At 58.2% G+C, this 14,235-nt stretch carries 16 protein-coding genes; 15 read left to right on the top strand and 1 reads right to left on the bottom strand.

What is annotated here, in order from left to right; translation table 11 throughout:
- Window positions 1-14: 14 nt before the first annotated feature.
- The 8 genes from C1711_RS01580 to rsfS all read left to right on the top strand — a co-directional run bounded on the left by C1711_RS01580 (window position 15) and on the right by rsfS (window position 6,849).
- Window positions 15-1,892 carry a TIGR03960 family B12-binding radical SAM protein gene (locus tag C1711_RS01580; RefSeq protein WP_102337489.1) on the top strand — a complete coding sequence of 626 codons (1,878 nt, stop codon included), beginning with the start codon at window positions 15-17 and terminating at the stop codon, window positions 1,890-1,892.
- A complete protein-coding gene (locus C1711_RS01575) occupies window positions 1,889-2,725 on the top strand; it encodes a TIGR03936 family radical SAM-associated protein (protein WP_102337488.1) in 837 nt (278 codons plus the stop codon). The genes C1711_RS01580 and C1711_RS01575 overlap by 4 nt, the downstream gene beginning before the upstream one ends.
- 98 nt (window positions 2,726-2,823) lie before the next feature.
- Window positions 2,824-3,195, top strand: coding sequence for a 50S ribosomal protein L21 (gene rplU / locus C1711_RS01570; protein WP_102338515.1), 372 nt, complete (start codon window positions 2,824-2,826; stop codon window positions 3,193-3,195).
- 41 nt (window positions 3,196-3,236) lie between these two features.
- Complete coding sequence (rpmA, locus tag C1711_RS01565; protein WP_102337487.1) at window positions 3,237-3,494, top strand: 50S ribosomal protein L27; 258 nt, start codon at window positions 3,237-3,239, stop codon at window positions 3,492-3,494.
- Between the two features lie 161 nt (window positions 3,495-3,655).
- Window positions 3,656-5,095 carry a GTPase ObgE gene (obgE, locus tag C1711_RS01560; protein WP_102337486.1) on the top strand — a complete coding sequence of 480 codons (1,440 nt, stop codon included), beginning with the start codon at window positions 3,656-3,658 and terminating at the stop codon, window positions 5,093-5,095.
- On the top strand, window positions 5,088-5,750 hold the full coding sequence (gene nadD, locus C1711_RS01555) for a nicotinate-nucleotide adenylyltransferase (protein ID WP_102337485.1): 663 nt from the start codon (window positions 5,088-5,090) through the stop codon (window positions 5,748-5,750). Before obgE ends, nadD begins: the two co-directional genes overlap by 8 nt.
- A 1-nt stretch (window position 5,751) precedes the next feature.
- Window positions 5,752-6,354 (top strand): bis(5'-nucleosyl)-tetraphosphatase (symmetrical) YqeK, encoded by a 603-nt coding sequence (gene yqeK, locus C1711_RS01550; RefSeq protein ID WP_234346168.1) that lies wholly within the window; start codon window positions 5,752-5,754, stop codon window positions 6,352-6,354.
- Window positions 6,355-6,375: 21 nt separating this feature from the next.
- The gene (rsfS, locus tag C1711_RS01545; RefSeq protein WP_102337484.1) at window positions 6,376-6,849 is read left to right on the top strand and encodes a ribosome silencing factor; all 474 of its coding nucleotides are present in this window, start codon (window positions 6,376-6,378) and stop codon (window positions 6,847-6,849) included.
- Window positions 6,850-6,969: 120 nt separating this feature from the next.
- Here the strand turns inward: rsfS and dinB are convergent, their stop codons facing one another.
- Complete coding sequence (gene dinB, locus C1711_RS01540; RefSeq protein ID WP_102337483.1) at window positions 6,970-8,316, bottom strand: DNA polymerase IV; 1,347 nt, start codon at window positions 8,314-8,316, stop codon at window positions 6,970-6,972.
- A 197-nt stretch (window positions 8,317-8,513) separates the two neighbouring features.
- Here dinB and rpsP point away from each other — a divergent pair, with 197 nt between their 5' ends.
- From rpsP to glyS, 7 genes are all read left to right on the top strand, one after another.
- Window positions 8,514-8,879 carry a 30S ribosomal protein S16 gene (rpsP, locus tag C1711_RS01535; RefSeq protein ID WP_102337482.1) on the top strand — a complete coding sequence of 122 codons (366 nt, stop codon included), beginning with the start codon at window positions 8,514-8,516 and terminating at the stop codon, window positions 8,877-8,879.
- Between the two features lie 2 nt (window positions 8,880-8,881).
- Window positions 8,882-9,193, top strand: a complete 312-nt coding sequence (locus C1711_RS01530) for a KH domain-containing protein (RefSeq protein ID WP_102337481.1) — start codon at window positions 8,882-8,884, stop codon at window positions 9,191-9,193.
- 6 nt (window positions 9,194-9,199) lie between these two features.
- Window positions 9,200-9,715, top strand: coding sequence for a ribosome maturation factor RimM (gene rimM, locus C1711_RS01525; RefSeq protein WP_102337480.1), 516 nt, complete (start codon window positions 9,200-9,202; stop codon window positions 9,713-9,715).
- An 18-nt stretch (window positions 9,716-9,733) separates the two neighbouring features.
- Window positions 9,734-10,495 carry a tRNA (guanosine(37)-N1)-methyltransferase TrmD gene (trmD, locus tag C1711_RS01520; RefSeq protein WP_102337479.1) on the top strand — a complete coding sequence of 254 codons (762 nt, stop codon included), beginning with the start codon at window positions 9,734-9,736 and terminating at the stop codon, window positions 10,493-10,495.
- On the top strand, window positions 10,488-11,102 hold the full coding sequence (gene lepB, locus C1711_RS01515) for a signal peptidase I (RefSeq protein WP_102337478.1): 615 nt from the start codon (window positions 10,488-10,490) through the stop codon (window positions 11,100-11,102). Before trmD ends, lepB begins: the two co-directional genes overlap by 8 nt.
- A gap of 108 nt (window positions 11,103-11,210) precedes the next feature.
- The gene (locus tag C1711_RS01510) at window positions 11,211-12,128 is read left to right on the top strand and encodes a glycine--tRNA ligase subunit alpha (protein WP_102337477.1); all 918 of its coding nucleotides are present in this window, start codon (window positions 11,211-11,213) and stop codon (window positions 12,126-12,128) included.
- Window positions 12,129-14,219 carry a glycine--tRNA ligase subunit beta gene (gene glyS / locus C1711_RS01505; RefSeq protein WP_102337476.1) on the top strand — a complete coding sequence of 697 codons (2,091 nt, stop codon included), beginning with the start codon at window positions 12,129-12,131 and terminating at the stop codon, window positions 14,217-14,219.
- Window positions 14,220-14,235: the final 16 nt, after the last annotated feature.

Here is a 14,235-nt window from a genome sequence, read left to right as displayed (position 1 = left end):
TAGGGTTTTGATACATGAAGGTTATCTACGAGAATCGATTTTCCGAGCTTGAGCCCTTGCTTGCGCGCGTTGAAAAACCAACGCGCTACATCAATCATGAGTGGGGATCGCTCTACAAGCCAGAGGCTGAACATCGCTGCGTTTTGATTTACCCTGACGTGTACGAGGTCGGTTTGCCCAACCAGGGCATTGCGATCCTCTACCGCAACCTCAACGAGACCGAGGGCCTGTCCTGTGAGCGCGGCTACATCCCCTGGATGGATATGGCTGATGCCATGCGTGAGGCCCATGTTCCGTTGTTGTCGCTCGAAGGAGCGGCGCCCATCGCGTCCTTCGACGTTGTGGGATTCCATGTTCCGCACGAGATGGCATGCACCAATTACCTCGAGGGCCTTGATTTGGCCGGTATTCCACTTTATGCCGCCGATCGCGGCGAGGATGACCCCATCGTCATCTGCGGCGGTCCGTCCGTGTATAATCCCGAGCCCCTTGCCCCGTTCTTCGATTGCATGTTGATCGGCGAGGGTGAGGAACAGATCGTCGAGTTTTGCCAGCGCCACCGCGAGTTGCGCGATGCGGGCGTTCCGCGCGCGCGGATGTTGCGAGAGCTTGCCCACGTTGGCGGCGTATACGTACCGTCGCTCTATGAGGTGCGCTTTGACGAGCCCTGTTCGGCTCACGGCTATACCGTGCCCAAGGCGGGGGAGGATGTACCTCCCGTGGTATATAAGCGCGTGGTCAAGGATTTTGGCGCAACGAACCCTGTTCCGCAGACGGTTGTTCCCTATGCGCAGATCGTTCAGGATCGCCTTTCCATCGAGGTGCTGCGCGGGTGTGCGCGCGGATGTCGCTTTTGCCAAGCGGGCATGACGTATCGCCCTGTGCGCGAGCGCTCTGCCGATCAGGTGGTCAGTGCGGTGACGCGCGGTCTTTCGTCTATGGGTTACGATGAGGTTTCACTCAACTCGCTGTCTACGACCGATCATTCGTGCTGCGAGGAGATTCTCAACCGTCTCAACGCACGTCTGAGTGACACGGGCACTTCGATCTCCGTTCCTTCCCAGCGTCTCGACTCTTTTGGAGTCGATATGGCAGCGGCGGTTGCAGGCGAAAAGAAGGGCGGGCTTACCTTTGCCCCCGAGGCGGGAAGCCAGCGCCTGCGCGATGTCATCAACAAAAATGTGACGGAAGAAGACCTCGAACGTGCCACCCGTGCAGCCTTCGAGGCTGGATGGCGACGTGTGAAGCTCTATTTCATGATGGGTCTGCCGGGCGAGACGGACGAGGATATCGTTGCCATCGCAAACCTCGCCGATCATACGCTCGAAATTGCACGCGAAGTCGTTCCAAAGGAGCAACGCGGTGGCATCTCCGTTTCGATTTCCGTCTCGGTGTTCATCCCTAAGGGGCAAACGCCGTTCCAGTGGTGCGGTCAGACGCCCGACGAGGAGGTCAAGCGCCGCCAGCAGTTGCTGCTGCGCAGTGTGAAGAACCGTGCCGTCCGCGTGCATTACCACGACGCGGATACCTCCTTGCTTGAGGCTGTCATGTCGCGTGGCGGGCGCGATATCGCCCCGCTCATCGAGGCGGCTTGGCGCCGAGGTCAGCGTTTCGACGCGTGGACTGAGCAATTCCATCTCGAGTGGTGGGAAGAGGCGGCTGCCGAATGCGGACTCGATTTGCGAGAGATCGCCCAGACGCCGTACGAGCTCGATTGGCGATTGCCCTGGGAGCATGTAAGCCCCGGCGTTTCACGTGGCTTCCTGCAGCGTGAATACCGTCGCTCGCTTAAGGCTGAGACCACACCCGATTGCACGCGCACGTCCTGCACGGGTTGCGGTATCTGCCCGACGTTGCATGCCGAAAATGTCTTGGTGGGTGAGCGCGTATGAGTAACGCTTCCGAGCAAACGCTGTTCCGTCTGCGTGTGGCCTTCGTCAAACAGGGCCGCCTGAAATACCTCGGGCATCTCGAGGTCATTCATACCATTGAGCAGATTGTTCGCCGCGCCAAACTCCCATATGCCGTCACGCAGGGCTTCTCGCCGCACATGCGCATCGCCTATACCTCGGCGTTACCTGTGGGTACTTCGTCCACCTGCGAATATTTCGACGTGTATCTCAACGAGCTCGTTTCGGTTACCGATGCACTCGATCGCCTTCGCATCAGTGCGCCCATGGATTTGCAGCCGCTTTGCGCAGGTTACGTGGAACTCCGCCGTCCGGCGCTCACCGCCGAAATAACGCGTGTCGATTACCTCATTGAACTGTTCTTCAAGGATGGAAGCGCTCCAAATATCGAGGAGCTGCGCCAGTCGTTTGACACCTTGCGCGCTCGCGGAACAATTCCCTACACACGCGGCAAGAAGCACAAGGAACTTGACATCGCCCGCACGCTTGAGTCGATCGCGCTCGCCAATGGGGAGGATGCGCACGTCTATGTCGCCCTTGCAACCCATTGCGATAACGAGGGGTCACTTCGACCTGAGATCATTCTTGCCGCGCTCGACCAAGCCTTGCGCGGTGTAGAGCCGGGCGTGGGGGAGGAGATCGTATCAACGGGAATCCAGCAGCTTTCGGTTATAAAGAGCTATAATGTCGAGCGCGTCGGACAGTATATTGTTGACGAGCAGGGCGAGACCCACGCGCCGCTCGAGATGAAGCCCGAGGTTCCCGAAGGCAGTCTGCTCAAACAATCGCCCATCGGGGCTTTGTCGAACCTGTGAATATGCAGGGAGAACGTTCAAATTACCTGTTGACGCGCCATAATCGTCCTGTTACCATATCCGACTGTTGCACGAACTGATGCATGAAGGGCAAGAACATGTACGCAATCGTTTCTACCGGCGGCAAGCAGTATAAAGTCGCCACCGATGACGTCATCACCGTCGAGAAGATTGAGGGCGAGGTTGGCTCCAAGGTCGAGCTTCCCGTTCTCTTCCTCAACGATGGTAAGAAGATCGTCACGGATCCTGCCAAGCTCGCCAAGGCTAAGGTCACTGCTGAGATTCTGGAGCAGTTCAAGGGCGAGAAGCAGCTCGTCTACAAGTTCCACAAGCGTAAGCGCTATCACCGCCTCAAGGGCCATCGTCAGCAGCTCACCAAGGTGAAGATCACCAAGGTTCAGGCTACGTCCCGCGCTGCCGCCAAGAAGACCACCAAGGTCGAGGAGCCCGAGGCTCCCGTCGCTGAGTAGACGCAGTTTCACCGTAGAGTTTTAGAGAGCAGGTACCTGACATGGCACACAAAAAAGGTCTCGGTTCCTCCCGCAACGGTCGCGACTCTCGCGGCCAGCGTCTGGGCACCAAGCGTTATGACGGTCAGACCGTGAAGGCCGGCGAGGTTCTCGTCCGCCAGAACGGCACTCACATCCACCCCGGCGAGAACGTCGGTCGTGGCAAGGACGACACCCTCTTCGCGCTCGTCGAGGGCAAGGTTAAGTTCACCAGGGGCACCAAGCACCGCGTGAACGTCCTTCCGATCGTTGAGGCTTAGTCCACCCTTTCTGCATTTGCATCTTTTGGGAGACCCTCTGCGCATGGCGCTGGGGGTCTCCCTTTTTGGTAAGGTGGAACACGGAATACGAACTGCGGGCTGCTGGGCTTCCAATCGCTGGCTGGCATGTTCGCTGTCGCTTACGATGAGGAGGGGCTTCGATGTCCCAGTTCACAGATATTTGCCGTATCAATGTCAAAGGCGGAGACGGCGGCGCCGGTTGCATGTCGTTCAGGCGCGAGGCCTTCGTTCCCAAGGGCGGACCCGATGGAGGCGATGGCGGTCACGGCGGCGATGTGATTATCGAGGCGAACGCCCAGCTTTCCTCGTTGATCGACTATCGATTCAAGCATCACTTCAGGGCTGAGTCGGGTACGCACGGCAAGGGTTCCAAAAAGGACGGTGCCGACGGTGCCGACTTGGTACTCAAGGTGCCCATGGGCACCGTTGTGCGCGAGCTCGATCCCGTGACGATGGAGCCGCTGCACGAGATTGCCGATCTCACACATGATGGGGAACGCGCGGTTGTCGCACCAGGTGGTACAGGTGGCTTGGGCAACCCCCATTTCGTCACCTCCACGCGTCGTGCTCCTGCGTTTGCCCAGAAGGGTGAGCCCGCCATTGAGCATTGGATTGAGCTTGAGATGAAGCTCATGGCCGATGCCGCGCTTGTCGGCTTCCCGAGCGTGGGCAAGTCGTCCCTCATCGCACGCATGAGCGCCGCACGACCCAAGATCGCCGATTACCCCTTTACCACGCTTGTCCCGAACCTCGGCATGGTGCGTGCGGGGGAGTACTCCTATGTGGTTGCAGACGTCCCAGGATTGATAGAGGGCGCGGCCGAAGGCAAGGGCTTGGGTCACCAGTTCTTGCGTCATGTCGAACGTACGGCGCTCATCTTGCATGTTGTCGATATCACGGGTTCCTACGAGGGTCGCGATCCCGTTGAGGATTATCACATCATCAACGATGAGCTCCGTCGTTATGCTGCCGATTTGGCCGACCGTCCGCAGATTGTTGTTGCGAACAAGTGCGATGCTTCGGGTATGACCGAGCGTGTGCAGCAGCTCAAGCAAGCTGCCCTTGCCGACGGTCACGAGTTCTTCGCAGTTTCCGCGCTCACGGGTGCCGGGCTTCAAACGCTCATGCTCGCCTGCGGTGAGCGCGTGAGTGAGCTGCGTCGTGCTTTGGCTGAGGAACAGGCTGCCGAGCCCGCCTTTGACGAGGAGAAATGGGAGCGGGCACGCAAGTCGCGCGATAAGCGCTTCACCGTGGAGCTCGAGGAGCCCGGTGCATGGCGTGTGGTTGGAACCAATGTCGAGCGCATGGTCGTCCAGACTGACTGGGAGAACGAGGAAGCCGTTATCTACCTGCAGCATCGTATGGCGCGCATGGGCGTTGACGATGCTCTCGCAAAGGCGGGTTGTCGAACGGGCGATGAAGTCAGGATCTTGGGCTATGCCTTCAATTTCGAGGGATTCGATGACGAAAACGACGATGACTTTGAAGGCGATGAGGCCTTTGAGGTTGATGTGATCGATCTTGACGTTGCTGAAGACGAGCTGGCTGAAGCCGATGAGGAGAACGAGAGCGATGAATAGCCCTGCTCCTGTGCTGCCACCGTTGGGAAGCTACCCTGCACGTACGTATCGCCTGGGTATCATGGGCGGTACGTTCGATCCCATCCACTACGGCCATCTCGTTACCGCTGAACAGGCGCGCGAGGCGCTTGATCTGGATTTGGTTTTGTTCATGCCTGCCGGCGTTCCCGCTTTCAAGCAAGACCGTCATGTGTCGAGTGGCGAGGATCGCTATGCTATGACGCTTCTCGCCACGGCAGCCAATCCGGCATTTGTGGCGAGTAGGTTCGAAATCGACCGCGCGGGTGTGACCTACACGGTCGATACGCTTCGTGAGCTGCGCGCTCGATATCCCGAAAACGTCGAGCTGTACTTCATTACCGGTGCCGATGCCATTATGGACATCGTCTCTTGGCATAACGCCGAGCAGATCGGTGATTTGGCGACGCTTATCGCCGCAACGCGTCCCGGCTACGACATCGAAACCGCTAAGGCGCACATTACCGCCGCGGGGCTGAACATTGACGTACACTACATCGAGATACCTGCTCTTGCCATCAGCTCCACGCATCTTCGTGAGCGTATTGCCGAAGGAAAGAGCATCCGGTATCTCACGAGTGAATCCGTCATCGGATACATTCGCAAGAATTCACTGTACCTACCTGTCGAGGAGTAGCATGGCTTTCACGCCCGATCAAGAAGTAACCCTTGCGCGCATGCGCGATATGCTGCGCACGCGCATGAAAGACAAGCCACGTCGTTATGAGCATTCCCTGGGTGTAACGGAAACTTCCATCATGTTGGCTCAAACCTATGGGGTTAATGTATTTGATGCGGCGGTTGCCGGCCTGCTACACGACTGGGACAAGGTGCTCGACGACCATGACCTGCTTGCTCGCGCCGCTCAATTCGGTATCGAGGTTGCAGGGTCTCCCGTTGCCGCAGTGGGCTTGCTTCACGGCCCCGTTGCTGCGTGCGAGTTGCCGCACATCTTTCCTGAATTATCTCAAGAAGTGTTGCAGGCAATTGCTCGCCATACCGTGGGAGCCTGCGATATGACCCCGCTCGACATGGTCGTCTTCGTAGCGGATGCCATCGAGCCCCATCGCTTCGGCTCGTATGCCGATGACCTGCGGTCCATGGTTGGTGAAGCGCCTCTTGAGGAACTGTTTTTCAAGACGTTTTCCCAAGGACTCGTCTATGTGATTTCGGGCGGACGATATTTGTATCCCACTGCCGTTGACATTTATAATGCCTACGCGCAAACACGTTGCCATTGATTCAGTTTGAAAGGCTTGCATATGACTGATATGACCGATGCCCAGCTCCTTGAGTATGCGGCGAGCATTCCGGCGAAGAAAACCGAAGAGGTCGAGGAAGGTTCCACGGCATCCGTGGAACGGAGTGCTGCCACGCCTTCGAGCACAGGTGTGTCTGCCCTTGATGTTGCTCGTACCGCTGCGGCAGCTGCAGAGTTCAAGGGCGCCGAGGACGTCTGCATCATCGATCTTACCGAGCTTTCCGACGTGTGCGATTACTTCGTCATTGCCACGGGTTCCAATACCCGCATGGTCGATGCCATTGTCGACGAGGTTGAGGAGCGTGTGGCTCAGCATTGCAGCGACGAGCACCCCTTCTCCATCGAAGGCCGTGAAGAGCGCTCTTGGATTCTCATGGATTATGGCTCGGTGATCGTTCACTCCTTCACGCCCGAGGCTCGCGCGTATTATCGTCTCGAGAAGCTGTGGGGCGATGCGCCTACCGTTGAGCTATAGGATCACCATCTCGTCATTTGTTGTGACGAGCGCTCTGAGATTTCAACGTCTCGTTTACTGAATATGACCAGGTGTCCAATCGGCTCCTGGGCATATTCGATAGATTGCGTGACGTCGAACTCAATCGTTCGGTTTGTTCTGATTGAGGAATTTGGACGGATCGACCAGTTCTCCGTTAAAGCGCGTGGCTCGGCCGAACGTTACGGCGTCAGTTCCGAACTTGTCGCGTACGGCATCCATGGTCACAGAGAGCTTGCGGCGCTCACTTGACATCGCGCCGCGTTCGTCCACCTCACAGAACAGGTCCGTTTGGATGCCTTCCTCGTCATGGAAATCGCTAATGCCGATTCCCGCCAGCCGTACATGGGTTCCTTCCGACCAGATGTTCCCCAAAAGCTCGATCGCCACAGGTGCGAACACGTTCTCGTCATCGGTGGGATGGGCGAGCTTGCGTTGGATAGTGCGTCCTTCACCATAGGAGTATTTGAGTTTGAGTGTGACGGTGCGTCCCGCAAGATTCTTACGACGCAGGCGCCGACCCACCGACTCCGCCAACAGGATGATTGCGGCTTCGATATCCGCGCGGTCGGTGAGATCGGAGGCAAACGTGCGCTCGTTGCTGATCGATTTGACGTCCTCGGGCGTATCGTAGGGTGTGACCTCGCTCACTTCTTTACCCGCCGCACGCATGCGCATAAGGTCGGCGTTGATACCGAAGATGGGGGAGAGCAGCGTGTCCGATGCCTCGGCAAGTTGACCGAGCGTACGGATCCCCACCTGGACAAGGGCCTTTTCCGCGGCCTTTCCAATTCCACTCATGGCGCGCACGGGCAGTGGGGCCAAAAATCCTGCCTCCGTACCGGGGAGTACAACGGTGAGCCCACGTGGTTTTTCGCGTTCGCTGGCGATTTTCGCAACCGTTTTGTTGCAGCCCAGTCCAATGGAGCAGGTCACGCCCAGCTTTGCGACGCGATTCGAGATGCGCCGTGCGATGGCGAGGGGGCTTTCTGCCGAAAACCTGCCAGGGGAGATATCGAAGAATGCCTCGTCGATGGAAACTTGATCGACGAAGGGGGTTTCGTCTGCCAAGATATCCATGATGGCAGCGCTCATCTCACGGTATCTGCCAAAATGTCCCGGTGTCCAAATGGCTTGGGGACACAGGCGTTTTGCCTGCGCAGAGGACATGGCAGAGTGAACTCCAAACACGCGTGCCTCATACGAACACGTCGAAACGACACCGCGGCGTTCGGGACTACCGCCCACGATTACAGGTTTACCGCGCCATTCGGGATGATCGAGCTGTTCCACACTGGCAAAAAACGCATCGAGATCCATGAGCCCGATGGCCGGCCCGCTCCACGAACCGAATAGACCCGACGCGAGCGTGGTGGCATCGAGCGTCTGCTCGGAAATCTCCGAGCAGGGTGCTGTGGGAAAACCGTATGTATGTTCGATGTCGTCCATGTGATGAGTATACCTAAAATGAGGGATGTACGCTGCGTGAACTTGCTTGCATTCCGCGCAAACTCGGATAAGATACTGAATTGCTTGCGACTTTCCTAATGAAGCCGGTCTCACATGCTTCCCGTCAAGTCGTTGGCATGTAGATTGTCCTGTTTATGGAAAAGCAGCTGAGTGCTGCGCAAGTGAAGGAGTTTGCATTGGCAGTCAAGATTCGCCTTGCCCGTCACGGCTCTAAGAAGCGTCCGTACTACCGCGTCGTCGTGGCCGATTCCCGCACCCGTCGTGATGGCCGTCCCATCGAGGAGGTCGGTCGTTACAACCCCATGACCAACCCGAAGGTCATCTCCCTTGACCTTGAGAAGATCGCTGATTGGCAGTCCAAGGGCGCTCAGCTCACCGATGCCGTCGCCGCTCTGGTGAAGGCCGCCAATGAGGGCGAGAAGGTTGCCGCCGCCCCCAAGAAGTCCAAGAAGCAGCTTGCCAAGGAGGCCGAGGAGGCCGCTCGCAAGGCTGAGGAGGAGGCTGCTGCCGCCGCCGAGGCTGCTGAGGGCGCTGAGGAGTAACGGTGTCTGAAGAGTTGATCTCCGAGCTGGACGTCGAGACCGCTGTTGACGCAACCGATGCCGAGGAGTTTGTCTCCGACCGTATCGCGGATCTGGTCGAGTATCTCGTCGTCAACATCGTCGATGACGCTGATGGTGTGAGTCTCGAGGTCATCGACGGGGTCGGTTCCTCTACGATCGAGGTCACCGTCGCCGATGGCGACGTTGCCAAGGTTATCGGCCGTCACGGTCGCACCATTAAGGCCATTCGCACGCTTGCCCGTGCATTGGCCGCTCGCCTCGACACGTCCGTCGAGGTTGAGGTCATGGGCTAAACCCCCGTGCCGGCTCAATACAAAAATATTGCCCGTGTGGTTCGCCCGCACGGGACCAAGGGGGAGGTTCTCGTGGCACCGCTGCGGGGCCTTCCTCTTTTACTCGTTGAGGGAATGCGCGTGTCTTTGACGCCTCCCGCGTTCAAGCGTGAGCGCTTTTCGACGGTCAGGTCGATTTCCGAGGCTCCTGACGGAGCGCGTATTTTGTTCTCATGCAGCCGTACCCTGGATGATGCTGAGGGTCTGACGGGCTGCTATGTGTTGGCGCTCGAGTCCGATCTTGACCTTGACCCCTTTGACGTCGCGTATGACGACTTGATCGGCCGCGAGGTTGTCGATGAGCGCCATGGTTCGCTCGGTACCATCCAAAGCATTATGGAGACACCGGCAAACGACGTGTGGGTCGTTGATGGCTCTGACCACGGCGAGGTGCTCATTCCCGTCATCGAAGACGTTCTGTGCGAGATTCCGCATGAAGGCCCCATCGCCGTGTGCATAATGGATGGCCTGCTCGACCTGTAACCTGTAAGGGAAGTGCTCATGCTCTTCGAGACCCTCTCGGTCTTTCCCGAGCTCTTTGAACCGTATATGTCGACGTCGATTATGGGGCGCGCACGCTCCAAAGGTCTGTTCGATTTTAAGTCGTATGACTTGCGCGATTGGACGCACGACCGCCATCGCACGGTGGATGATGCTCCGTTTGGCGGCGGTGCGGGCATGCTCATGAAGGTCGAACCCCTATATGAGGCCATTACCGCCATTGCGAATCAGGGCGATGTCAAGCCCCGCGTGGTGTTTTTCACCCCGTGCGGCGAGCCGTTTACCCAGCAGGTCGCCCGGCGCTTGTCTGCGACGGAGCGCATTTTGTTTGTGTGCGGTCGCTATGAGGGCATGGATGAGCGCGCATATGATTTGGCTGACGAGCGTCTGTCCATCGGCGACTACGTTCTTACGGGCGGAGAGCTGCCCGCCATGGTCGTAACCGACGCGATTGTGCGCCTGCTGCCTGGTGCCCTTGGCAACGAGATGGGTAGCGTCGACGAATCGTTTTCCACGGCAGACGACGGAGGGCTGCTCGAGTATGAGCAGTACACGCGTCCAGCCGACTTTATGGGACATGCGGTTCCCGAGGTGTTGCTTTCGGGCGATCACGCAAAGGTCGATGCGTGGCGCCGTGCCAACGCGCTCGAGCGCACCTGCCGTTGGCGTCCCGATCTGATTGCCTCTGCACGCTTGACCGATGAAGAGCTTGAACGTGCACAGGAGCTTATTGACCGATTCCATGGAGATTCGCATGAATGAATACGACCGTCCGCCTCAGCATTTTGCTCCGAACGTGCGGGATACGAGGCCAAGTAAATTCAAGATCTTCTTGAAGAATTTCCTAGAGTGGGTTGGCGTTTTCCTTATCGCGTTTGCGGTTTTCGCGCTTGTCCGCACCTTTGTGATGGCGCCCTTCACGGTTCCCTCCGGCTCGATGGAGCCGACCATCCACGTTGGCGACAACGTTTTTGCTCAAAAGGTGACGCTCAATCTCGGCCAGGATGTCGAAGTGGGCGACATCGTCGTCTTCAAAAATGTCGAACCAAGTGCAGAGCACGAAACGCTCATCAAGCGCGTTGTCGCGACTGAAGGCCAGACAATCGAGTTCATCGACGGTGTTGTGTACGTCGATGGCGTCCCCCTTGACGAGCCGTATACGGTGGGGACGACATATGAGCTGGTTCCCACAGACTCGGTGGGTCAAATCATTTATCCGTATACGGTTCCCGAAGGCTTCATTTGGGTGATGGGTGACAACCGCGAGAATTCAGCGGATTCGCGCTACTTCGGCCCCGTGCCTAAAGAGAACCTCATCGGCGTTGCGTTCTTCCGTTACTGGCCCCTCGACCGCATCGGGGTACTGTAGGGCATCTGTAAATGCCGTCCTCGTTTTCCGTGCACCATGTTTTGCTTGTAAAACTTGCTAAAATGCCCTCTTGTATGTTCAAAGCTCGATAAGGGGGAGTAGCGCGGGATGAATCCGAACGCATTGACCTTCCAAGACATGATTCTCAAGCTGGAGGCCTACTGGGCGAGCCATGGCTGCACGGTTATGCAGCCATATGACTCCGAGGTTGGTGCCGGCACCTTCCATACGGCCACCTTGCTGCGCAGTTTGGGCAAGGCGCCCTGGCGTACCTGCTATCCTCAACCGTGCCGCCGTCCGGCTGACGGCCGTTATGGCGAGAACCCCAACCGCATGCAGCATTATTATCAGTTCCAGGTGCTCATCAAGCCGAGCCCCGAGAACTCCCAGGAGCTGTACCTCGATTCGTTGACCGCCATCGGCCTCAATCCCGCCGAACATGACGTGCGTTTCGTCGAGGACGACTGGGAGAGCCCGACCCTCGGTGCCTGGGGCCTTGGCTGGGAAGTGTGGCTCGACGGCATGGAGGTTACGCAGTTCACGTACTTCCAGCAGGTCGGTGGCATCGAGTGCGATCCCGTGCCCGTCGAGATCACCTACGGCCTCGAGCGCATCGCCATGTATGCCCAGGGCGTCACGAGCGTGTACGACCTGGTTTGGAGCTATCTGCCCGATGGCACCCCTATGACGTATGGCGACGTCTTCCTCGAGAACGAGCGCGAGTTCTCGGCTTACAACTTCGAAGTTGCCAATGTCGAAATGATGCGCCAGAAGTTCGACGACTTCGAGGCTGAGTGTCACAGCTGCCTCGACGCAAAGCTACCGTTGCCCGCCTACGACTGTGTGATGAAGTGCAGCCACAGCTTCAACGTGCTTGACGCCCGCGGCGCCCTTTCCGCGACGGAGCGCGCGGCATACATCCTACGCGTGCGTACGCTTGCCAAGGCTTGCTGTGAATCGTACCTGGCCGAAGTCGCTGGAGATGGCACAACCGATGCCGCATCTTCGGAAGGGGAGGTGGCATAAATGATGTCCACTCGTGATTTCCTGCTTGAACTGGGCGTTGAGGAGATGCCCTCCGCTCCGCTCAACAATGCCGTTTCGCAGATGAAAACCCTTGTGGTCAAGGGTCTCGATGAGGCGGGGCTCGCTCATGGCGATGTCCGCATCATCTCTTCTCCGCGTCGTCTAGCAGCTCTCGTTTCCGACGTCGCCGAAGCGACCGAAGAAATCCATTCCGTTTTGCGCGGACCTTCTGCAAAGATCGCTTTTGACGCCGATGGTAATCCGACTAAGGCGGCTGAGGGTTTTGCCCGCAAGAACGGCATTGCCGCTTCCGAGCTCGTTCGCCGTGCGGAAGCCGACGGCAATGAGTATGTCTTTGCCGAGCAGAACATTCCCTCTGAACCCGCTATGCCGATCCTGACACGTGTGGTTGAGCAGCTTATCCCTGCTATCGAATGGCCCAACTATCGCAGCCAGCGTTGGGGCTCTGAGCGTGCGACCTTCGTTCGTCCCGTTCGTTGGATGTGTTGCTTGTTTGGCGAGGAGGTCGTGCCCGCCCACTTTGCCGATGTTACGAGCGGCAACACCACGCGCGGTCACCGCGTGCTTGCCCCTGGCGATCATGTGGTCGCATGTCCGGCTGTCTATGAGCAGGTGCTCGAAGACGCATACGTGCTTTCCGCCGAGCGGCGCCGTGCTGCCATCCAGTCCGGTATCGAGAAGATTCAAAACGAGCTTGGCCTGCGCGTCGACACCCCGAAGAAGATTTTCGATGAGGTCGTGAACCTGTGTGAATGGCCCACGGTGCTCGTCGGTCGCTTCGACGAGGAGTTCCTTGCCGTACCGCAGGAGATCATCTGCGAGTCCATGCTGTCTAACCAGCGCTATTTCCCCACATACGACGCGGACGGCAAGCTGACCCGCGCGTTCGTAGTCGTCTCCAACGGCAATCCGGATGTGAGCGATACGGTCGTCGACGGCAACGAGCGCGTGGTGCGCGCCCGCCTCTATGATGCCAAGTTCTTCTATGACGAGGACCTCAAGGTTTCACTCGAAACGTTCCGCGAGCGTTTGTCGAGCGTCGGTTTCCAAAAGAAGCTCGGCACCGTGCTGCAAAAGTCAGAGCGCATGGAAGATCTTGCGCTTGTAATCGCCCATGAGGCTCGTATCGGGGCAAGTTCCGCCTCGGATGCCCAGCGTGCCGCGCATCTCGCCAAGGCCGACCTTGTTTCCTCCGCTGTCGTCGAGTTCACGAGCCAGCAAGGTGTCATGGGCGGCTATTATGCGGCTGCGGCGGGGGAGAGCCCCGAGGTCGCCGCAGCCATTCGCGATCATTATCGTCCCCGCTTTGCCGGTGATGATCTGCCCGAGGGCATTGCCGGTTGTATCGTCGCCGTGGCGGACAAGCTCGATACCATTGCGGGCATGTTTGCCATTGACGAGCCGCCCACTGGCTCTAAGGACCCGTTTGCCCTCCGTCGCTCTGCAATCGGCGTGCTGAACATTTTGCGCAGCCGCTTGAAGTGCGGTTATGAGGCTCTGATCGACGCCGCCCTGGATGCCTACCTTGAGCAGGGTCTTGAGTTCGATAAGACGGCCGTTTCCAAGCAGGCGTGCGCGTTCATCAAGGGCCGTATGGAGCAGATGGCGCGTGACGAGAAGATCGCCGCCGACACGGTTTCCGCCGTTTCCGCCGGTTCCGTTACGGTTCCGACCGATTACTTCGATCTTGCCCATGCGCTTGAAGATGCTCGTGCCAACGATCGTGCGGCGTTCGACAACCTTGCCACCGCCTATGCTCGTGCCGCGCATCTTGCTAATGCCGAGCTTGGCGTCGAGGTTGACGAATCGCTTATGGGCGAGGCCGAGAAGGCGCTGTACGAGGCGACGGGCCGAGTGCGCGAGCAGGTTTCCGACGCCTTGGCTTCTAAGGACTTCACGGCTGTCATTGCATCGCTTGCATCTTTGCGTGAGCCCATCGACGCCTTCTTCGATGACGTCATGGTCATGGACGAGAACCCCGCACTTCGCGATAACCGTCTCCGTTTGCTTAACGGATTCGAAGCAGTATTTGCCGGTATCGCCAACATCGGCGAGCTCGCTCGTAAATAACCCGAGATTAAGAGGT

Source organism: Collinsella provencensis, assembly GCF_900199705.1.
Taxonomy (GTDB): domain Bacteria; phylum Actinomycetota; class Coriobacteriia; order Coriobacteriales; family Coriobacteriaceae; genus Collinsella; species Collinsella provencensis.
Note: the sequence above shows the minus strand (reverse complement) of the source record. Positions and strands in the feature narration are given on the sequence as shown.